The sequence below is a fragment of the Pseudomonas sp. FA-1 genome (genome assembly GCF_056856075.1).
The window spans coordinates 287,454-307,457 of sequence record NZ_JBWXTH010000006.1 but is presented as its reverse complement, the minus strand read 5'-3'; the positions used below and the strand labels follow the sequence as shown (position 1 = coordinate 307,457).

Annotated in this window: 16 protein-coding genes and 1 pseudogene; 4 read left to right on the top strand and 13 right to left on the bottom strand. The window is 63.5% G+C overall.

Going from position 1 to position 20,004, the window contains the following annotated elements; genetic code table 11:
• Positions 1 to 31: 31 nt before the first annotated feature.
• The gene (locus tag AC1MHZ_RS13925; RefSeq protein WP_084857984.1) at positions 32 to 877 is read right to left on the bottom strand and encodes a type 1 glutamine amidotransferase domain-containing protein; all 846 of its coding nucleotides are present in this window, start codon (positions 875 to 877) and stop codon (positions 32 to 34) included.
• Between the two features lie 111 nt (positions 878 to 988).
• On the opposite strand from AC1MHZ_RS13925, the gene AC1MHZ_RS13920 reads away from it, so the two are divergent.
• The gene (locus tag AC1MHZ_RS13920) at positions 989 to 1,900 is read left to right on the top strand and encodes a LysR family transcriptional regulator (RefSeq protein ID WP_084857983.1); all 912 of its coding nucleotides are present in this window, start codon (positions 989 to 991) and stop codon (positions 1,898 to 1,900) included.
• A 98-nt stretch (positions 1,901 to 1,998) separates the two neighbouring features.
• Here AC1MHZ_RS13920 and mqo read toward each other — a convergent pair whose 3' ends face one another.
• A complete protein-coding gene (mqo, locus tag AC1MHZ_RS13915; RefSeq protein WP_324816734.1) occupies positions 1,999 to 3,582 on the bottom strand; it encodes a malate dehydrogenase (quinone) in 1,584 nt (527 codons plus the stop codon).
• A gap of 318 nt (positions 3,583 to 3,900) precedes the next feature.
• Between mqo and AC1MHZ_RS13910 the strand changes: the two genes are divergently transcribed.
• Positions 3,901 to 4,956, top strand: coding sequence for a zinc-binding metallopeptidase family protein (locus tag AC1MHZ_RS13910; RefSeq protein WP_084857981.1), 1,056 nt, complete (start codon positions 3,901 to 3,903; stop codon positions 4,954 to 4,956).
• A 144-nt stretch (positions 4,957 to 5,100) separates the two neighbouring features.
• On the opposite strand, the gene AC1MHZ_RS13905 is transcribed toward AC1MHZ_RS13910, so the two are convergent.
• Positions 5,101 to 5,319: a hypothetical protein gene (locus tag AC1MHZ_RS13905; protein WP_324816737.1), complete on the bottom strand. Its 219-nt coding sequence runs from the start codon at positions 5,317 to 5,319 to the stop codon at positions 5,101 to 5,103.
• 68 nt (positions 5,320 to 5,387) lie between these two features.
• Complete coding sequence (locus AC1MHZ_RS13900; protein ID WP_084857979.1) at positions 5,388 to 5,852, bottom strand: hemerythrin domain-containing protein; 465 nt, start codon at positions 5,850 to 5,852, stop codon at positions 5,388 to 5,390.
• A gap of 186 nt (positions 5,853 to 6,038) precedes the next feature.
• On the opposite strand from AC1MHZ_RS13900, the gene AC1MHZ_RS13895 reads away from it, so the two are divergent.
• Positions 6,039 to 6,548 carry a ferritin-like domain-containing protein gene (locus AC1MHZ_RS13895; protein WP_482966501.1) on the top strand — a complete coding sequence of 170 codons (510 nt, stop codon included), beginning with the start codon at positions 6,039 to 6,041 and terminating at the stop codon, positions 6,546 to 6,548.
• A 74-nt stretch (positions 6,549 to 6,622) separates the two neighbouring features.
• Here the strand turns inward: AC1MHZ_RS13895 and AC1MHZ_RS13890 are convergent, their stop codons facing one another.
• The 3 genes from AC1MHZ_RS13890 to AC1MHZ_RS13880 all read right to left on the bottom strand — a co-directional run bounded on the left by AC1MHZ_RS13890 (position 6,623) and on the right by AC1MHZ_RS13880 (position 8,625).
• Complete coding sequence (locus AC1MHZ_RS13890) at positions 6,623 to 7,498, bottom strand: manganese catalase family protein (RefSeq protein WP_084857977.1); 876 nt, start codon at positions 7,496 to 7,498, stop codon at positions 6,623 to 6,625.
• Between the two features lie 59 nt (positions 7,499 to 7,557).
• Positions 7,558 to 7,980, bottom strand: coding sequence for a con-10 family general stress protein (locus tag AC1MHZ_RS13885; RefSeq protein ID WP_084857976.1), 423 nt, complete (start codon positions 7,978 to 7,980; stop codon positions 7,558 to 7,560).
• Between the two features lie 159 nt (positions 7,981 to 8,139).
• A complete protein-coding gene (locus AC1MHZ_RS13880) occupies positions 8,140 to 8,625 on the bottom strand; it encodes a VOC family protein (RefSeq protein WP_084857975.1) in 486 nt (161 codons plus the stop codon).
• 125 nt (positions 8,626 to 8,750) lie between these two features.
• Between AC1MHZ_RS13880 and AC1MHZ_RS13875 the strand changes: the two genes are divergently transcribed.
• Positions 8,751 to 9,566, top strand: coding sequence for a protein phosphatase 2C domain-containing protein (locus AC1MHZ_RS13875; protein ID WP_084857974.1), 816 nt, complete (start codon positions 8,751 to 8,753; stop codon positions 9,564 to 9,566).
• Here the strand turns inward: AC1MHZ_RS13875 and AC1MHZ_RS13870 are convergent.
• The 6 genes and pseudogenes from AC1MHZ_RS13870 to AC1MHZ_RS13845 form a co-directional block, all read right to left on the bottom strand.
• On the bottom strand, positions 9,546 to 12,167 hold the full coding sequence (locus AC1MHZ_RS13870) for a bifunctional diguanylate cyclase/phosphodiesterase (RefSeq protein WP_084857973.1): 2,622 nt from the start codon (positions 12,165 to 12,167) through the stop codon (positions 9,546 to 9,548). The two genes, AC1MHZ_RS13875 and AC1MHZ_RS13870, sit on opposite strands and share 21 nt — an antisense overlap.
• A gap of 203 nt (positions 12,168 to 12,370) precedes the next feature.
• On the bottom strand, positions 12,371 to 13,084 hold the full coding sequence (locus AC1MHZ_RS13865; RefSeq protein WP_084857972.1) for an HvfC family RiPP maturation protein: 714 nt from the start codon (positions 13,082 to 13,084) through the stop codon (positions 12,371 to 12,373).
• Complete coding sequence (locus tag AC1MHZ_RS13860; RefSeq protein WP_084857971.1) at positions 13,077 to 13,910, bottom strand: HvfB family MNIO-type RiPP peptide maturase; 834 nt, start codon at positions 13,908 to 13,910, stop codon at positions 13,077 to 13,079. The genes AC1MHZ_RS13865 and AC1MHZ_RS13860 overlap by 8 nt, the downstream gene beginning before the upstream one ends.
• 147 nt (positions 13,911 to 14,057) lie before the next feature.
• A pseudogene (locus tag AC1MHZ_RS13855) lies at positions 14,058 to 14,327 on the bottom strand (HvfA family oxazolone/thioamide-modified RiPP metallophore); the annotation flags it as partial.
• 166 nt (positions 14,328 to 14,493) lie between these two features.
• On the bottom strand, positions 14,494 to 15,045 hold the full coding sequence (locus AC1MHZ_RS13850; protein ID WP_084857970.1) for a DUF4174 domain-containing protein: 552 nt from the start codon (positions 15,043 to 15,045) through the stop codon (positions 14,494 to 14,496).
• Between the two features lie 285 nt (positions 15,046 to 15,330).
• Positions 15,331 to 19,920: an NEL-type E3 ubiquitin ligase domain-containing protein gene (locus AC1MHZ_RS13845; protein WP_482966500.1), complete on the bottom strand. Its 4,590-nt coding sequence runs from the start codon at positions 19,918 to 19,920 to the stop codon at positions 15,331 to 15,333.
• Positions 19,921 to 20,004: the final 84 nt, after the last annotated feature.

The following is a 20,004-nucleotide window of genomic DNA, read 5'->3' as shown; positions in this document are numbered from 1 at the left end:
ATTGCCGGCCTCTCTCAGGCCTTCGCAGACCCTAGTGTTGTTTGCGCTCCAGTTGCTCGATCAACGCCTTGGCCAACGCCTTGTCGGAGAACGGGTTCTGCCCGGTGATCAGCTCACGGTCGACCACCACGTAGGGCTTCCAGGCCTCGGCGTACGCCATCTGGCCACCTGCCGCCGCCATGGCCTTGGCCGGGTAGAACTGCAGGCGTCGATCCTTCAGCGACCCTTCGAATACCTGCTCCTCCGGGTCGGAGAAAATGGTCATGCGATAGCCTTGATAAACCCAGTCACGGGCGGCGGGTGCCTCGCTACGGGCCAGGGCGGTGCGGTAGCCGACCGGGTCACGCTGAGCCGATAGAAGTGTGATCGGGCCATGGCAGATGGCGGCCGTGGGTTTGCCGGCCTGGTGGAAATGCCGTAGCAAGACCCCTACGTCCGGGTTGTTGGCCAGGTCGATCAAGGGTGCATGGCCACCGGGAATGAACAGGCCGACATAGCGGTCCAGGTCGCCGTCGAGCACCTCTTTCACCGACAAGGTGTCATCGATGCCCGGCAGGCCTTGCACCAGTTGATGGATGCGCTGCATCTCGGCGACTTCGCCGCCGAAGTACTGCGGGTCGATCGAGCGTTCATCGACACTCGGCGCATTGCCCTTGGGCGTTACCAGCACGAGCGTGTAGCCCGCTTTGAGTAGCTGGTCCGCAGGTACGCCGAACTCGTTGAGGTAGTAACCGGTCGGGTAGTGCTTGCCGTCCTTGAGTGGTAGCTGGTTTTCGCTCGAAAGCAGTACCAGCACCTCGCCTTTGCTCGCGGCAGTGGCGTTTCCCGCCAGCAATGCACCGGCAATGGCCAGTGCTACGGTCGTTGTCTTGTTCATGGTCGAGCTCCTGCTCAGGCGAAAAGGGGACGGTATCGAAAAGTGGGGCCATGCTAGCCCGCCGCGCTATGATTCGATAATTCGAAAGCACTTATTTCTTCGATCCAAAATATGAATATCGCCAACAAAGACCTCAACCTCTTGCTCGTCTTCCAAGTGCTCTACCAGGAGCGCAACGCGTCCCTGGCTGCGGCACGCATGGCCCTCAGCCAGCCGGCCCTGAGCCACAAGCTGAACAAGCTGCGCCATCAGTTCGGCGACCCGCTGTTCGTCCGGGCACCCCGGGGTCTCACCCCCACACCTCGTGCCCATGAGCTGGCGCCGCACGTGCAGCGGCTGGTCGAGCAATTGGAAATGTTCTACGAGCGCAGCGATGGCATGGACTTTCTCCTGCGACCGGCCCGCATCCACCTGTACAGCACCGACTACATGGAATTGACCCTGCTGCCACGCCTGCTACCGATGCTGCGCAGCCAGGCACCGAACCTCACGCTGGTGACCCACAACACCCGGGGCCAACTGCCCCGAGAAGCCTTGGAAAAAGGCACCTGCGACCTGGCCATCGCCGGTTTTTTCACCGACCTGCCCGACACCTTCCATCAGCAGGCATTGCTCAGCGATGACTTCGTGGTACTGGCAGCGAAGGGCAATCCACATCTGGTCGAAGGGCTGGACCTGAAGGCCTTCCTGACCTGTGAGCATGTGCTCACCACCCTTACCGGCGACCTCGATGGCCTGGTGGACCGCGCCTTGCGCACCCTGGGCCACAACAGGCGGGTGGTCGCCGGGCTTTCCAGTTTTCTGGCGCCGCCGCGCCTGGTGAGCGGGAGCGACCTTCTGTTGACGTGCCTGCGTTCGATCGCCGAACACGCCATCCAGCAGGATCCGACGCTGACGATCTACCCGTTACCGCTGGCAATGCCCCGTGTCGAAGTGACGCAGATCTGGCATGAACGCACCCATGCCGACCCGCTGCGCCAATGGTTTCGACAACAGCTACGGGCGGTCGCAAAGGGCTTGTGAAGGTTCTGACGCACTCAACCCGCCGCCGTGTCGAACAGCGACCTGCCCTGGGCCCTCGACGTGGGTCCCAGGGAGCGCGCTGAATCAATGGCTGGCCCCTAGGGCGCAGCCACCTGGGTTTCACTCTGCTGCGGTGGAGCCAACTCCAGCATCCGGTTGGTATAGGCCCATTCCTCTTGGAGCTTGTCGGGGTGGTCGTTCAAGCGAAGGCCATAGGACGGGATGATCTGCCGGAACTTCTCTTGCCATGCCGCGGAGGCGGCCTTGTCCTTGAACACCTTGTGCAGCAGGTCGAGCATGATCGGCGGCGCAGTCGAAGCACCCGGCGAGGCCCCCAGCAGACCGGCGATACTGCCGTCCTGGGCCATGACCACCTCGGTACCGAGCTTCAGTACGCCACCCAGTTCGTCGTCCCGCTTGATGATCTGCACGCGCTGGCCAGCCTGCCAAAGACGCCAGTCTTCCTTCTTGGCGTGCGGGAAGTAGGTCTGCAACGCTTCGAAGCGATCATCGTCGGACTGCATCAGCTGGCCGACCAGGTACTGCACCAGGTCGAATTCACGCACGCCCACCCGCACCATCGGCCAGGTGTTGTGCAGCGACATGCTGGCGAACAGGTCGAGCAGCGAACCCTCCTTGAGAAAGCGCGTGGAGAAGGTGGCGAATGGACCGAACAGGATCATGCGCTTGCCGTCGAGTACCCGGGTATCCAGGTGCGGCACCGACATCGGTGGTGCCCCGGTGGCGGCAATACCATAGGCCTTGGCCATGTGGCGCTGGGCAAGCTCCGGGTTCTCGGTGACCAGGAACGAGCCACCGACCGGGAAGCCGGCGTAGTCCTTGGCCTCGGGGATGCCGGACTTCTGCAGCAGCGGCAGCGCGGCACCACCGGCGCCGATGAACAGGAACTTGGCGTCGGTCGCGGCCTTGGTGCCGTCCTTGAGGTTCTTGTACTCGACGTGCCAGGAGCCGTCGTCGTTGCGGGTGATGTCCTCGACTTCGGTGGACAGCTTCAGGTCGAAGTTCGGCCTGCCCTGCAGGTAGCCGACGTATTGGCGGGTGATCTCACCGAAATTGACGTCGGTGCCAATGGGCGTCCAGGTCACCGCGAGCTTCTGGTTGGGGTCGCGCCCTTCCATCATCAGCGGCACCCATTTGCGGATCTGCTCGGGGTCTTCGGAATACTGCATGGGCTTGAACAGCGGGCTTGCCTGCAGCGCTTCGTAGCGTTTGCGCAGGAACTGGATGTTGTCGTCGCCCCAGACGAAGCTCATGTGCGGTGTGGTGTTGATGAACGAGCGCGGGTTGTTCAACACCCCTTGCTTGACCTGCCAGGCGAGAAACTGCCGGGTGATCTGGAACGACTCGTTGATGTCGATGGCCTTGCTGATGTCGATCTTGCCGTTCTTCTCCGGCGTGTAGTTCAGCTCGGCCAGGGCCGAGTGCCCGGTACCGGCGTTGTTCCAGCCGTTGGAGCTCTCCTCGGCGACCTTGTCCAGGCGCTCGACCATTTCCATGGACCAGCCGGGCTCCAACTCATTGAGCCACACCGCCAGGGTCGAGCTCATGATGCCGCCACCGACCAGCAGTACATCGACCTTCCTGGCCTCGGCGGCCTGGACATTGAGCACGCCGCACGTCAGGCCCAGCAAGGCCCATTTCAAGGTTCCCGTGATCTTCATGTGTTCTCCTGCGAGGCCTCTCGCCTCGATCTGTACTCCATGTGTTCCCCTGGGGCATGCGCCCTGGAATCGGCCTCGCAAGCGAAGTCAGCCCTTTAGATAGTTAGCGCAACTTTCCCGGCCTCTCCAGTTGGATTGCGGCTGTCGTTCGAAACAAGGGCGTGGCGACCATTCGTCGCCGGGTTGCGAAACAGACCGGAGGATCCGCACTGTTTGCCACTCAGAAGCCATGTAGGGTCGGTTCGACTCTCCACATCAGGTCTTGGCCCGTCTTCGGACGGGCTTTTTTTAACGTCCCCCGCCTTAGGATGAAGCGCGATGCAGACCACCCGAACGCTCCTCGATGCCCTGCTCCTGGCCTACGGCCCCGGCGGACAGGAAGACGAAGTCCGGCAGATCTGCCAAGCCGCCCTGGCCGAATGCTGCGATGAGGTGCAGGTCGACCGGGCGGGCAATGTGCTGGGATTGTTACGCGCCGCAACGTCCGCCCAGGCGCAGGACAGCATCCGGGTCATGGCGCACATGGACGAGATCGCCATGATCGTGAAGCGGGTCAGGCAGGACGGCAGCTTGGAAGTCACCGCACTGGGTGGTGCACAACCGATCAGCTTCGGTGTGTGTCCGGTGGAGATCCTCGGCGACCACCAGCTCCTGCCGGGCGTGCTGTCGTATGGCTCGATGCATGCCAGCAGCGGCTCGGCCATCGGCCAGCATGTGACCTCGGGTGCGGTGCAGTGGCAGGATGTGCATGTGGTGACGCGCACACCCGTCGATGAGCTTGCCCGCCTCGGGGTACGCCCAGGCACCCGGGTCGTGTTCAGCCGCCACTGGCGCCAGCCGTATCGCTTGCCGGATGCCGTGGCCGCGCACTTTCTCGACGACCGAGCACCGCTGGCTGCGGCCATCGCGGCTGCGCGTATCCTGCGCAGCCGCCGTGACGCGCTGGCGCAGGATGTCTGGTTCGTATGCACCACCTTCGAGGAAGAGTCCAATGCCGGCGCCATGTACGCCGCGTCGCGATTGCCGGGCGATACCACCATCGCCCTGGAAGTCGGCCCGGTGCTGGAGGAGTACGGCACGCGCCTGTGCGCGGATCCGATCGTCAATACGGGCGACCAGAAAGGCTATTACACCCCGTCGGTGGTCCGTGCGCTGATGCGCGCCGCCCGGCGCGCCGGCTACCAGGCCCAGGCTGCGCTGCTGGTGGACTTCGCCTCCGATGCCAGCGCGGTGATGAGCTCGGGCGTGGCGGCACGGGCAGGTTGCCTGGCGATCCCAACGGAAAACACCCATGGCGTCGAGATCGTGCTCGACGAAGGTATCGAAGCTTGCGCGGCGACCCTGGTCGAATACCTGCTGGAGCCGAACAGGTGATCTTCGTCTGTGCCATGGTTGAAAACGTGATTGCATGGCAAGGGCTTCGCCCTTGATCGCGGGCAAGCCCGCTCCCACAAGATTACCGTTGCCCATGGGTGAGCGAGGTCCCGCGATGGGCCGCAAAGCGGCCCCGGCAAGGGTTCAGGGTTGCTGGTAATGCGCAGGCGAGGTGTCCGGTTCATGGTCGTGCTCCAGGCGCTGGACCTGGACGTCGGTGAACGACGACGCCTCCGCCCGATGCAATCCTTGCAGGTAGCTACGCGCCTGCTCGTCGCTGACGGTTTCGTCATCGCTGCGCATTTCGCAGGTGCCCGGCTGGTTGTCGAGGATGTAGCTGATCAGAAACAGGTGCTGGGCCATGGTCGGTTACCTCGGCAGGTTCACGGCAGGGAGTCCACGGCCGGGCGATGCCGACCGTGGATACAGGGTCAGGCGGCGCGGCGCTCGCCCTTGAGCAGTTTTTTCTGTGCCTGCATGGCCTGGCCAAGCTCATCGAGGGCGGCCTCGTCGAACAGTTCCTGCGCCCGCGGGAACATCTCGCTCTCTTCTTCCTCGATGTGGTGCTCGAGCAGTTCCTTGAGGACCTTGACCCGGCCGGCGAACTCCACCGTGTCGGGCTGGGTCTGCAGCAGGTCGGGCAGCACCAGCGAATCGACGGTGCGGTGCTCTTCCTTGGCCTCGTAGTACATTTTCTCGTCTTCCTTGCCGCCGACTTTCCTGAGGGCGGGATAGAAGATCTCTTCTTCGATGGTGGTATGGATCTGCAGCTCCTGCTCCAGCCGCGCCAGCAGCTCACTGCGCTTCTTCACCGCGCGCTCGGTGGTCGTCGACAGGTCGGCGAGCAGCTTCTTCACGGTTTCATGGTCATGGGTCAACAGTTCGATTGCGTTCATTCAGCACCTCGTCAGTTGCTCGAAAACACGGTTTGCCTTAGGTGGAGTCATGCCCATGAAGCGGGGTTCAATCCGCTTGACCATTGACCGTGCGAACGGCCGATCCGGGCCCGCCTGTCGGTTGCATCGACCTCGCTCGAGCCGCTGTCCTCCCACGCTTACCAACCCAGGAAAAGGAGGTACCGTATGAGTACGCCCACAGACAACCTGCTCGATTGGCTACGCGACGCTCATGCCATGGAGCAGCAAGCCGAAAGCATGCTCAAGGCCCAGGCCGAGCGACTGGAGCACTACCCCACGCTCAAGGCCAGGATCGTCAAGCACATCGAGGAAACCCAGGGCCAGCAGCGGTTGCTGGTGGAATGTATCGAGCGCCTCGGAGGCAGCACTTCCACCCTGAAGGACCTGGCCGGCAAGCTCATGGCCTTCGGCCAGGCGGTAGGCGGCATGGCCATGACCGACGAGGTGGTCAAGGGTGCGATGGCAGGCTATGTGTTCGAGAACCTGGAGATCGCCTCGTACACCGTATTGATCGAGGCCGCTGAGAGGGTGGGCGACACGGCCACGGCGCAAGCCTGCCGGTCGATCATCCAGGAAGAAATCGCCATGGCCGAATGGCTGAAGGAACACCTGCCGGAAGTGACCCGCGCGTTTCTCGAACGCTCGGCCGATCCGGATGCCGAGGCCAAGCGTTGAATTGATCGAGCGCTCAGCATCCGGGGCCGCGATGCGGCCCCGGATGCGTTGCGTCCATGGTTGAAGAAAGCCGCTTAGTCGTCATCGCCGTTGACCCGACCAAGCTCCGCCGCAGTCAGCGGCTGGGCAGTAGGGTCGCAAGCCGTCCTGGCCTTGAGCGCCGCAAGTGCCTGCGCCGATTCTTCGTCGAGCTGCACCGAGGCGCTGCCATCGCCACCGTCGACCGCCGGTTGCGGCTCATCGACATAGACCCAGTCCTGGCCTTCATTCCAGGCACCCCGGACTTCGCCCCCCTGGGACAGATTGAAGAAGGTTCTGTTGAACTCAGGATCACCGGGCAACTTGCCCTGCGGGAAGTTGGGTTGGATGGCGTGCAAGGCCTTTTCGAACGAGCGCTGGTGAGCAATTTCACGGCTCATCAGAAAGCCCAGCGCGTCCTTGATACCGGGGTCGTCGGTCAGGTTGATCAGCCGCTCGTAGACGATCTTGGCGCGTGCCTCGGCGGCGATGTTCGAACGCAGGTCCGCGGTCGGCTCGCCAATGGTGTCGATGTAGGCCGCGCTCCAGGGCACGCCACCGGAATTGACCAGGGGCGCGCCGGCGCCATACAACAGGCTGGTGACATGGGAGTCATTGCCGGCACCGGTCAGCGATCGGTACAGCTCACCCTCCTGCTCGATGCCTTCGGCCAGGCGCCCCTTGGCCCCTTTGTTGAGCATCACCACGATCGAACCGATCACCTCCAGGTGGCTCAGTTCCTCGGTAGCGATGTCGAACAGCATGTCCTTGCGCCCTGGGTCATCCTCACTGACGGCCTGAGTGAAATAACGCATGGCAGCAGCCAGTTCCCCCTGCGGGCCACCAAACTGCTCGAGCAGCAGGTTAGCCAGGCCAGGGTTGGGCTGCGCCACGCGCACCGTATATTGCAGTCGCTTGTTGTGCATGAACATGGGCAATCCCTCGTCAGGCAGCCAGGGCGCGGGTGCGCCCTGGCAAGGTTCAACACAGGTCAGCGGTTGTCATCGTCGCTCTTGCGACCACCGCCATGGCTGTGCTGACCACCGACACGGCCGGCCTCGGAGGCACGCTCACGGTCATTGGCGAAATTGCCACCGGAAGCCTGCCCCCCTTTGCGACCGGCCTCGGAGGCCCGTTCGGGGTCGTTCTTGAAATTGCCACCGGATACCTGGCCACCCTTGTGGCCCGCCTCGGCGGCACGCTCAGGATCGTTCTTGAAGTTACCGCCAGACACCTGCCCCCCCTTGTGGCCGGCTTCGGCTGCGCGTTCCGGATCGTTGGCGAAGTTGCCACCGGAAGCCTGGCCGCCCTTGCGGCCAGCTTCGGACGCCTTCTCCCGATCATTGGCGAAATTGCCTGGGTTGTTCTGTGCGCTGCCACCTTGGTTCTTACGGTCGTCTTGATTGCTAGCCATGATTTTCACCTCATGTCAGTTTCACACAGCTGAGTCTGTGTTCATGTACGACGCGAGGTACCCCTGGCTGCGCTCAGTCGATTTACCGACTGGCTGACGAAATGCCTTAAACACTGGAGCCGGTGATTTCTTGCGTGCCAATACTCCGTTCGCTGTCAGCTATGCCGTGCCCTTGAGTGCCGCCTCGATCCGGGCCACGTCGATCTTGCCCATCTGCATCATGGCCTCGAAGGCCCGCCTGGCCGCCGCCCGGTCGGGGTTGTCCATGGCTTCTAGCAGCACGCGTGGGGAGATCTGCCAGGAGATGCCCCACTTGTCCTTGCACCAGCCGCAGACACTTTCCTGGCCACCGTTGTCGACGATTGCGCTCCACAGGCGGTCGGTCTCGGCCTGGTCCTCGGTGCAGATCTGGAAGGAAAAGGCTTCGCTGTGAGTGAAGGTCTTTCCTCCATTTAGCCCGACACAGGGGACACCGGCGACCGTGAACTCCACGGTAATCACATCGCCTGCCTTGCCTGACGGGTAGTCTCCCGGCGCGTGGTGCACAGCACCGACCGCGCTGTCGGGAAAGGTGCTTGCATAAAAAGTCGCTGCCTCCAGTGCATCGTCATCGAACCAGAGGCAGATCGTGTTCTTGGCGCTCATGGACGTTCTCCACCATCATGTTGGACAGATGCAGTCTAGCCCCTCGACCTGGGCTGGCGAGCGAACCTCGGGCCGGTGGTCCGGGTCGTACAAACTTTCCCCTACCACGAAACGTTCGAGGGACCATGCATTTCGATCTGATTCAAAGCCTGAGCCTGGCCGGCAAAGCCGACGTGCCCAACGATGATCGTATCGGCTGCGCCGACCGCCACGCCTGGGTCATCGACGGAGCGACCGACCTTGGTCCTCCAGGCCTGCTGGGCGAGCGCGGCGGCGCGGCCTGGCTCGCCGCATCGGCCCAGCGCGCCTTCGCCATGGCGACGGGCCCCTTGCAGTCGGTGTGCGAGCAGGTGTTCGACGACCTGGCCCGGGCCTATGCGCGTGACCGTCAGCGCGAGCCGATCGCCGGCTGGGAGCTGCCCCGCGCCGCCTTCGCGGCCGTGGCGCTGGAAGGCGACGAGCTGGTGTGTGCCCACCTGGCCGACTGCGTGGTGCTCCACCGCAGTGCCAGCGGCATCGCATTCCTGACCCCCGAGCCGGATCGTGAAGCCGAGCGTGCCGAGGCTCGGGCCCTTGGGCCCGGTACCGGCGCCCATGGCGTGCGCACACCGGCCGTGATCGCGGACCGGCGCATCGCCCGTGAACGGCCCAAGGCCGTGCTCGGCGTCGATGCGCTGCTGGCCAAGGCAGGCACGCGCTATACCCGTGCCCCGGTGGCCCGGGGCGACGACCTGGTATTGATGAGCGACGGTTTCGCAGCCTTGTTCGACACCTATGATGCCTGTACCCCCGACACGTTCATGGCCCGGTTGCTCGACCAAGGCCTGGATGCCCTCGCCCAGGTACTCAGGCGCATCGAGCACGACGACGCTGCCTGCCTACGCTACCCGCGCTTCAAGATGAGTGACGATGCCTCGGCGCTATGGCTGCGAGTGGGCTGAGCCTGTACGGCCACGTCGTGCCCCATCGCCGGCAAGCCCGCGCCCACCTGCGGGCCTTGTGGGAGCGGGCTCGGCCATCATGCGCACCAGCACCTCGTTTTCCACCGGTTTGCTGAGCAAAAAGCCCTGCACCTCGTGGCATTGGTCATCGCTGAGCAGGGCCAACTGTTCGGCGGTCTCGACACCTTCTGCGGTTACGGTCATGCCCATGGCATTGCCCAGGTTGATGATCGCCTGGACCACACTCCGGTCACTGCCACTCTTGCCCAGCGACTGTACGAAACGCTTGTCGATCTTGATGCTGTCGAATGGGTAGGTGCGCAGGTAGCCGAGGGACGAATAGCCGGTACCGAAATCATCCATGTTCAGCCGCACGCCCAGTTCCTTGAGCGCGTTCATGGTGTGCAGGGCACCTTCGACGTCATTGAGCATGACGTTCTCGGTGATCTCCAGCTCCAGCCGGTGAGCCGGCAGACCAGTGGCCCGCAGCGCATCGCCGACATCACGAACCACGTCGCTGCGGCTGAACTGCGCCGGCGACATGTTAACCGAGACCATGACCGGCTGCGGCCAGTCCCGGGCCCTGGCACAGGCTTCGCGCAATACCCAGTTGCCCAGCAGCACGATCAGGTCCGATTCCTCGGCCAGGGCAATGAAACGGTCCGGGCGCAACAGCCCGAGCCGGGGGTGCTGCCAGCGCACCAAGGCCTCGACCGAGGCCACCGTGGCGCCATCGACCTTGAAGCGCGGCTGGAAATGCAGCACCAGCTCCCCACGCGGGATGCCCTCGCGCAACTCGCCCTCGAGCATGCGCTTGTCCATCAGCGCGGCGTTCATCTGCGCCGAGAAGTAGCGCCAGGTATTCTTGCCGGCCTGCTTGGCGCTGTACAAGGCCACGTCGGCGTAGCGGATCAGGTCGCTCGGCGTGCCGGGGTATTCTGCCGACAGCACCACGCCGAGGCTGACCCCAATCTGCACGGCCTGCCCTTCCACCTGCATGGGCCGTTTGAGCGCCTCGATCACGCGCAGGCAGAAGCGGTCCATGTCGTCACGGTCACCCGGGCGGGCCAGCACGACAATGAACTCATCGCCGCCCAGCCGCGCCACCAGGTCGCTGTCGCGGGTGACCTGGCCGAGGCGTGCGGCCACCTCGATCAGCACGGCATCGCCCGCTGGGTGGCCAAGGCTGTCGTTGATCGGCTTGAAATTGTCCAAGTCGAGCATCAACAGCGCCACCTGGGGCGTCTCCGGGCCCTGCCCGGCCTGTTCGAGGAAGCGGAACAGCTTGTTGCGATTGGGCAGGCCGGTGAGCGCATCGTGTAACGACAGGTGCTGGATCTGCGCATGGGCGGCCACTTCGTCGGTGATGTCACTGCAGGTGCCCCTGAAACCCGAGCACACGCCGTGGTCGACGATGGCGCGTGCGGCGATCCGGCAGATCCGCTGCTCGCCCAGGTGATCCTTGTACTGGCAGCGCAAGCTGCCAGACGCACTGGTGGCGGCCAGGCCATGCAGCCACGTCTCGACATGGCTGGTATCGCAGGACAACAGCTCGGTGATCGGGCGCTGCAACCAGGCCTGCACGGCATGCCCGGTGAGTTCGGCGAAGCGGGCCGAAAGGTAGGTCAGGCGTAGTTGTGCGTCGGTTTCCCAGATCCAGTCCGAGGCCGCTTCAGCCACCGCTTTGAAGCGCTCCTCGCTGGTTTCAAGAGCCGCTTTGGACGCGGCCAGCTGACGGTGACTGTGATCGATACCGGCACTGGCGCGGATCGCATGACGGGCGAACAGCGCCATGGCCAGGGCGATCAGCAGCAGGGCAATGGCCAAAGGTGGGATCACTGTATGGATCAGCTCGGTACCCGGTTGTGGAATTGCCCAGGTCAATGCATGCCCGCTTCCCGCCAGCGGCAGAAACCCGCGCCCAGGCCGTTCGTCGGCCACCTCGCTGAGGGCAAAGCTGGACAACCCCACCGACCGACCAAGCGACTCGAGCACAGCCGGCGAAAGCACGCGGATGAACACCAGCACCGCAGTGGGGCGCGGCAGGTAATGGGCCAGGGATGGCGGGCGGATCACCGCGGCTGCGAACACCGCCGGCTGGCCACGGTACACCAGGTAGCCCGAGGCGGCCTGCTCGGTCTGGTCGGCAGCGCGGGCCATCTGCAGAACGCGCCCGGCATTGTCGCTGTGACGCGCCAGGTCTTCATCGCTCAGTTGCCCATCGACAAGGGCATAGTGGGTGCCGTCGTCATCCAGGACATAGACGCCAGCGTAACCATCGACGGTATAGAGCGTGGCCCCGATGTTGTCCTCGTCATAGGCCCAATGGCTGTCGACCGGCCCGGCCATATGGTCGTAGGCTGCCTGCCAGTGGGCATGGGTCAGCAGGAAGCTCCTCTCATTCTTTTGCAACTGGGTCAGGGCCGATACTGCATAGAACCGGCTTCGTTCCACCTCCCGCCGGTCCAAGGTCTCGGCGAGACGATAAAGGGAGACCAGGCCAAGCACCAGAGCCAGCAGCAAGACACCGGAAAACACCAGGATCAGTTGCCGTACCACATGGCTGCGGGTTGACATTTCCTTGCCAGGGTTCACATCCATCCATTCACCGTCGCAACCTGAGGGGGGTTACCACGATTGACCGGAGCGCCAAGGCAACAAATCGATGCAACTGACGACCGGCTATCGCGGGGCATGTCCAATCGACCGTAGAAGCGACTGCTTGTTTTGTACAGAATAGCCCTGCCGCCACGCTGTCCAGGGATGTTCCGTAACTCGCTTGCGCACCCATTTCCAGCCGGTGCTCATGCCGCTGTGCAAGTGCCCACGATCACGCCTTGCTTTCGTAGCCGCTCCAGCAATGCCAGCCCTTGACGTTGGAGCTCTGCGTCCCCCAGCGCTTGCAGGCGCTCGCGGCCGGTTCCGGCAAGCCCCATCAATAGCTGGTAGGCCATGGGCGTCAAGCGCGCGAACCGGACCTTGAACGCAGCATCCCGATACACCAGCAACAAGGTAGGTACCTGTGGCGGCTCATCGGGTTGGTAATCAGGGCCTATCTGTTCCACGGGCCAGCGGTAGGCCAACACGCGGGCCACGCATGACAGCAACGGGACCTCGTCGAGCAGATCGCCCTCGGGGTTGTGCGGCGCATCCCGGGCGTCACTCAGGTACAGCTGCGCTTCGATCCACTCATAGTGCGCCAGCTCCAGCTGCCAGGGCGTATCGGCTTCGATGCCCTGCAGGTAGTCGATGAAGGTTTCAGCGACCTCGGTGAACAGCGGCGTGTGGCTGCGGTAGTTGGCATAGAAGCCACGCACCCTGGCATGCCAACGCGCCTCGCCCAACGTTTCACGCATGACCGGGAAACTGCCGGCCAATAATCCCTCCACGGCGTTGTAGAACAGCTCCCGGTAGACCTGCAGGCGCCGTTGCTCGATGCCCGGCGGCGGCGGGTTGGCGTGAGGGTCGCGCAGATGGCGGGCGAAGGTCAGTTGTTGGGCGCGCAAGGTTTCATCCATGGTGAACGCTCCTGACGGCGTCTTGCAGGGCGCGGATGCGCGCCGTTTCGGCGAGCAGCTCAGCCAGCGGCGGGTAGTTGAAATCGCGCTCGAGCACCGTCGGCTGCACACCGAAGCGCTGGACGGCCAGGGCGAACAACAACCACACGGCATCCTTCACCGGTGCGCCATGGGTATCGACCTTCAGGTCCGGCGCTTCATCGTAGTGGCCGGCCACGTGCATGCCCACCACCCGTTCGGGGGGCAGGCCATCGAGGAACTGCGTGGCATCGTAGCCATGGTTGCAGGCATTCACATAGACATTGTTGACATCCAGCAGCAGGTCGCAATCGGCCTCTTCGAGCACCGCACGGATGAACTCCAGCTCGCTCATGGCCTGATAGGGAGCGGCGTAATAGCTGATGTTCTCCACGGCGATACGCCGCTGCAGAACGTCCTGGGCCTGGCGAATGCGTGCCGAGACATGGTGCACAGCCTCATCGGTGAACGGAATCGGCATCAGGTCGTAAAGATGCCCATCGTCGCTGCAGTAGCTCAGGTGCTCGCTGTACAGGCGCACCTGGTAACGCTCGAGAAACTGCTTCGTGCGCGCCAGAAAATCCTGGTCCAGCGGCAGGCTGCCGCCCAGGGACAACGACAGGCCATGACAGGCGATGGCAAAGCGTTCGGCCAGGCGGTCCAGGCCCTGACCATAGGCGCCGCCGACGCCGATCCAGTTTTCCGGCGCGCATTCGAGAAAATCGACCGCCCCCTGCTCCATCGCCAGTAATTGGGGTAGCAGACCACGGCGCAGGCCCAGCCCGGCCTGTAAAGAAGTGTCGCTCATAAGTTCGAGGCTCCTGGTCGTGTGCGGCCCGAACGAACAGGTCTCGACCTGTCCGTGGACCAGCAGCAAGGCTTCTCGCCAATGCGCACAAGCCTTGCTGCAACTCAATCAAGCGTTGGTCGGTCAACCATGGACCTTGCCATCGCCGCCACACTTGCCTTCGCCGCACTTGCCTTCGGCCTTGGTGGCTTTTGCGCCACCGCCGCATTTGCCCTCACCGCACTTGCCTTCGCCCTTACCGGCTTTTTCGCTGGCGCCGCATTTGCCTTCGCCACACTTGCCCTCGCCCGCTGCCTTGGCCGCGGCCAGTTGGTAGCCCTGTGTCAGGGGTTCGGCTGCGAATGCGGTGTTGCCAAGGACCATGCCACCGATCAGGGCAGCGCCAAGCAGGCCAAGGGTGTTTTTCGACTGTTTCATGGTGTTGCTCCACTGTGGTTGGGAAGTGGAGCCATTTCATCGCGGTGGTGTATCGAGGGTGTATCGGTGACGGCGGGGTTTTGTATGGGAATCGGTCGAACAGAGAGATTGATACAGTGCGATACATAAACCTGGCCTGGGCGTGCGGACCCAGGCCAGGCGGCCGTCAATCCTCCAACGGCTTCGGTGGGGCCGCCGGCTTGGCGGGCTTGGCAGGTTTGCTGTCCTTGGGCTTGGCCTCGCTGGAGGTCGCCACAGGCTCCGGCGCAGTCACCGCCTTTTCACTGGCTGGCAGCTCGTCCACGGCCTTGAAGATCACTTGCGGGTCCAGTTTCTCACCGCTGTCGTCGTCCTTGAGCACATGCCGTTCACCGTCCTTGCCCACCAGGATCACCTTGGTGCCTTTGCTGGCGCCGAGCTTGAGCTCGCGGATCAAGGCCATGGTGGTTTGTTGCTCGAGGTGCTTGTCCTCGCGTTTGCCCATCATGTTGGCGACGCTGTACAGGACCAGGCTGCGTTCCTTGAACCCGGCTTGGGTGGCCGGGTCCTTGAGGGCCTCGGTCAACCCTCGCAGGGTCGGGTCGGCGCTACTGGGCGCGATGATGACCAACGGCCTGGCCTTGCCCAGCTCCTTGGCCAGCGGCGCATCGCTGTCGGCAGCGAACAGCGGGCCAGCGATGGCGAGCAAGATGGCGAGGGTGAGTGACCGGACGAGCATGCGCATCTCCTTATTTTCTCGATAAAGACTACTGATCATGGAGAAAGATCCGACCTGCGAGCCTAAACCAGCTGACGGAATACAGGCTCGGGCGAAAGGTAACTGGTCGTTTCCATGCTTCCTCCAGAACGGGCCGATGGCACCTGAGGAACTGGCCCTTCCCACCTGAGCATAGCCCAAAGCCACCCCGATGAAGCGTGCTACAACGCCCGGTACCAGCGGGCGTTGTTGGGCTCATTGCACAGTGCAAAGGGAAAAGCGGACACCGCAACGGCTTCGAGAGCGCTATCGCACAGGGACGGAGGCCTCATCGAACACCGTTTCCAGGGCTTGGCGTGTCAGCGCCTTGATCTTGTCGTTCTCGGCCAAGCGTTGCGCCTCGCCGAGATCAGCGATCCTGGCCAACCGCTCGGCCTCCGGTACTTGATGATCGGCCATCAAATGTTCGATTCGCTGGCTGTAGGTGGCATCGAGCTCGGCGAATGCCTCGGCGTGAGCGCTGCGCAGGTACGTACGCCAGAAATCGCGGGCAACCAGCGAATCCCGAAGCCTGTCTTGCTCACGCTCCCCGTCCAGCACCCAGGCGCGCGCCCGAGCGATCTGCGTCTGCCCTACCTGGGCCAGTTCGCCGAACTGCATGCTATGGGTCTGAATGGGTAGGTCCAGGTCAATGCGCAACGCCAGACGGTAGGCCAGCACGACCTCGATCTCGTCCGGTTCCTGTCCTGCGGCCAGGCGTTCCGTTAGGTCCTGCCTGGCAAAACTGTCGAGCGCATCCAGCCGCGATAGCTGCCTGCCGAGACGGAGCAAGGCGATACCCCGCTGAGGGCCGGTCGCGCTGCGTTCGGCCTGCCAGACGAGCCGGCGCACTTCAAGGTCGCTGAAACACAACGCAACGCTGTCCACGCAGGTGAAATCCGAAGCCGCACTGAACAGAAGATCACGCAAGGCCGGATGCTCATACATGCCGGCCAACATGTCGAGCAACCGCCTCGCCAGGCTCGATGCGCCTACCGGGCTGCGGAACTCGGCAGTCCCGAGCATCGCCTGGAGCACCTGGAAAAACGGCTCGGCCCGCGGCTCGGCTTCCAGCAAGGCCCACAAGCTGGCCAGCTCATCGCGGTCCTGACTGTCCACGACATCGAGCCAGCGCGTGCGTGCGGGGACCGGATCATTCGGCGCCACCTGAGGCGCCCTGGGGGCTTGCAACGCGGCCCGGAAACGCTGCGTTTGCGCCTCGGTGAAAGGGTTGCCATTGAAGCGAACCTCACCTTCTCGCCACACGCGAGCGTCGAAAAAAGTGGTCGGCAATGTAGTGATCTGGTTGTTGGAGAGGTCGAGCGTGCGTAGTTGCTGGCACTCCAGAACGCCGTACGGAAGCTCCCGCAGGCTGGTATTGCGCAGGTGCAGCTCGACCAGGTCGGGCATCGCATGAACCGAGAATGTGCGCCCCAGCGGGTTATGCGAAAGGTTCAGGTAAACCAACGACTCACAATTGGCCAGGATCGTGGATTGCCCTGGGTCCAAGGCGATCTGGTTGCCGTAGAGATCCAGGAATTTCAGATTCGGCAGTTGGGTCAGGTGCAGGGGTAGCCGGGTCAGGTTGTTGCTCGAAAGCTCAAGCAATCTCACGTTGGGAAAAGCTTGCAGGAACTCATCCGGCACGGCTTCGAGGGACATGCCTCGCAAGGACAGCGCGGTGACATGGCTCAAACGCACCTGCTCCGGCAATGCCGGCAATATGCGAGGCTCGGCACCAGACTGGCTCCACCAATAATGCTCGATCAATTCCGGCTCGTCCGGTTGGTCAGGCAACCTGCGCTGCCAGCAATCGAGCAACCCTTTGCCGAAGAAATGGCGTTGTTCCGCCTCTGTGTCATCTCGGGCACTACTAATCCATGTGTTCAAATCGCGAATCAGCACGCGATATTCCGCCTCCAGCCGCGTCAGGACGGTATCGATGCCACCTGGCTGTTCGGCCTGCTGGTTCAGCCAGAGCGTGAGCTGGGCATCGTTGTAGCTGGGGTACAGGTTACGCAGCCTGGCCCGCAACGATTGCGCCCTTGGCCCGCGCCCGCTGAGCGGGTAGCCGATGCGACCGTCGGCCAGGCGCTGCGGAGGCTGGAACCAGCCTCGAGGGCCATTGTCGCCCAGCAGTTGCGCCAGCTCTTCGCGTCGGGATACAGCCAGGCGGCCGATCATCACCCGCAGGTTATGGGCCATCGGTTCATTGATTGTCATGGCAGCGCGCTGTGCCGGTGTATAGGCCGCGGCGAGCACGTCGAACAACTCGCCAGGCTCGCCTTCAGCCATGCCATCGGCGTCGAAACGGCAAAACCGGCCATCGACATGAACCAGGTCCAATGCTGTGGCGCCCTCTTCCATTTGCGCCAGCAAGGGCCCATTCACACGCTGTTCGAACAAGCGCCAGCGTATGCCCTCGGTACCACCGGGAAGATGTTTGAGCATGCCCAGAACCACGCGCGCCAGGTCCGAATCCTGTGGGACATCTAGGTACAAAGCCTCACAGGCCCGTGCCACACGGATGCGCAGGACGCGGCGCCTGGCTGCCTCGGCCAGGTGCAACGGCACCCGTGAGCTGTCCTCCAGACGCTGACGGTCAGCGGCGCTCGCCGTATCCAGTAACGCCTGTGCGCTGCGCGGGTGCAGCCTGGGGAACATTCGGCGCAAGGCCGCGACCTGCACGCTGTCGGGCGCGTGAAGCGTATCCTGGAACTGCTGCAGCAGCGCCCGGCGCTGGTCGGCGACCCGTTGCGCCAATGCCAGATCGTCGATATCGCCAGCTCCCGGCAGTCGCCTGGCCTGCTGCAGCAACGGCATATCCGTCACGGGTTGGCCAGCACGCAATTGCCCGATCAAGGTACGGATGCGCTGGTCCAGCTGGATACGCTCCACGCTGTCCACGACCTCCGCTTCCGGTACCTGGCCGTACACATGCCAAGCACGCAGCTCGTCCTCCCCCAGGCTATGGAAACTCAAGACCTGGTCGATCTGCTCATCGTCCAGTTCGGCGAAGCGCCCGCCCAGGCGTCGGAACAGGTAATGGCTACCCGCCCATTGAACCGGCTGCTCCGTCCAGAGCCGCCAGGCGCCCGCACCGTTATGGCGCAACAAGGGGCCGTGGCCTTCCTGTGGCAGAAGCTGCCACTGGCCGTCGTCGACACGCTGCACGACTGGAAAGTACTGGCCTTGCATCTGAACCCAGGATTGCCCCTCCAGGCGCTGGATGCCGGCAGCGTCACCCAGCGCTGTCGGCGGTGGCGAGGCACTGCGAAACGACGAAACATCTTCTTTCCACAGCTTCACCGAGCCGTCCTCGAGCAGCGCCGGTAACATGCTGTCTACCAGGGTCGAGCGCGACCAGGCCCGCTGTGCCAGGCCCACGCCTGCCGCGGAGGCACCGAGCACAGCAAGGTCGGTGGCGACATTCAGCAAATGGTCGAGGGCATCGCTGCTTTCGCCTTGGCGCCAGGCTTCGATGCCATGATAGGCCTCCCCCAGCAGTGCCCAGGTACTGGCGGCCAGCAATCCAATGCCGATGCCCGGTACGAACAAGCCTGCGAGGGTCAACAGCGCCCAGCCTTCGGCCTTCAGCCGCAGCTCATGCTTGCGCTGGATCTCGCGATCGAGCTGCGCGGTCGGCACCGCGATCAGGCTGGCATCATCCTTGAGCTGCTCAACCCGGCCCTGCCCGAGGCTGGCGAACAGCTCTGCAGGGTAGTCCCGCAGACGTTCGCCCAGATCGATGTTGGCCAGGTCCGACACGCCGCGGTAGCCCGTGATGACGGCGTGGAAGAAATCATGGCTGTCGCGTCGGCGCACGAAGCGTGCAAAGACGCGCTGGTAGGCCGGCGTGCGCAGGCGCTTGCCCAGGGCATTGGCGAAATGGCGCAGGTCTTTGTACGAGCCCCAGGCACCCTGCGGGTCTGCGGGGATATACACCAGCACCCGGTTGACAGTGTTGTAGACAGCCCCTCGATCGAACACTTCGATCACCACGATCTGTTCCAGGTCAATGCCCAACAGATGCAGGCGGCGGGCCTTGAACGGTTTGCCATCGAGCTGCCTGGGCCTGCGCAACAGGCACAGAGCGACCAGAAACTGGTATTCGGTATCGGACAACACGCCTTGCATATGGGCCACACAGGCATCGACCAGCATGGCGTAGCGCTGCGCACGAGCCAGCAGCGTGGCGGCAGCCACGGGCTCCTCCTTGCTTGGCTGCAATACCTCATCGAGGTGCCGCTGATACTGGCCGCCCAGGTCCAGGTCACGGCACAGGGCTGCGAATGCCTGGGGCGTCGGCGTGGCCTGGGCCTTGCCTGCCGGGTCGACCAGGCCGTTGCCCGGTGCCTGCAAATCGGTCTTGCCATCGCTGCTGAACAGATTCGCCAAGGCCTGTTGGAGCCTGGCCAATACACCGCCTTGCGCAGGGGCCTCCACGGGTTTGGCCTCGGCCTCGGTGAAGTTGCGTAGCGCTGCCTCGACCAGGGACACCCGCTCATAACGCGCCTCGCTCAGGTGGCTGCCTACGGGCTGGCTGCCGATCACCGGCTCCCAATAGCCCAAGCGAAACTGCCACTGGCGGGCCGGGTAATCGGCGTTGAACTTGACCTTCAAGGCCGTCTCCAGCTTGCTCACGGCGAAGGCGTCGATGTGTTGAAGCTGCCCAAGCCGTGCCTGCGCACGCTCCTGGTGGTACAGGTTCAGTGTCATCGCATCCTTGAGCACCTCGAGTTGATCGGCCGGGGCCAAGCGCAACCAGGCGGGCAATCGCTTGGCGATGATCCCGTCCTGATGCGCCTGGTCATGGTTCTTGTCAGCCGAGGGGCGATCTGGCTCACGCGCGTCCATGGTGCATTCGTCTCTGTGAAATGGAGACGCCAGCGTAGGCAGCGCAAGCGCGCCCTGGGCACTAGATAACTATGCCTCACATGT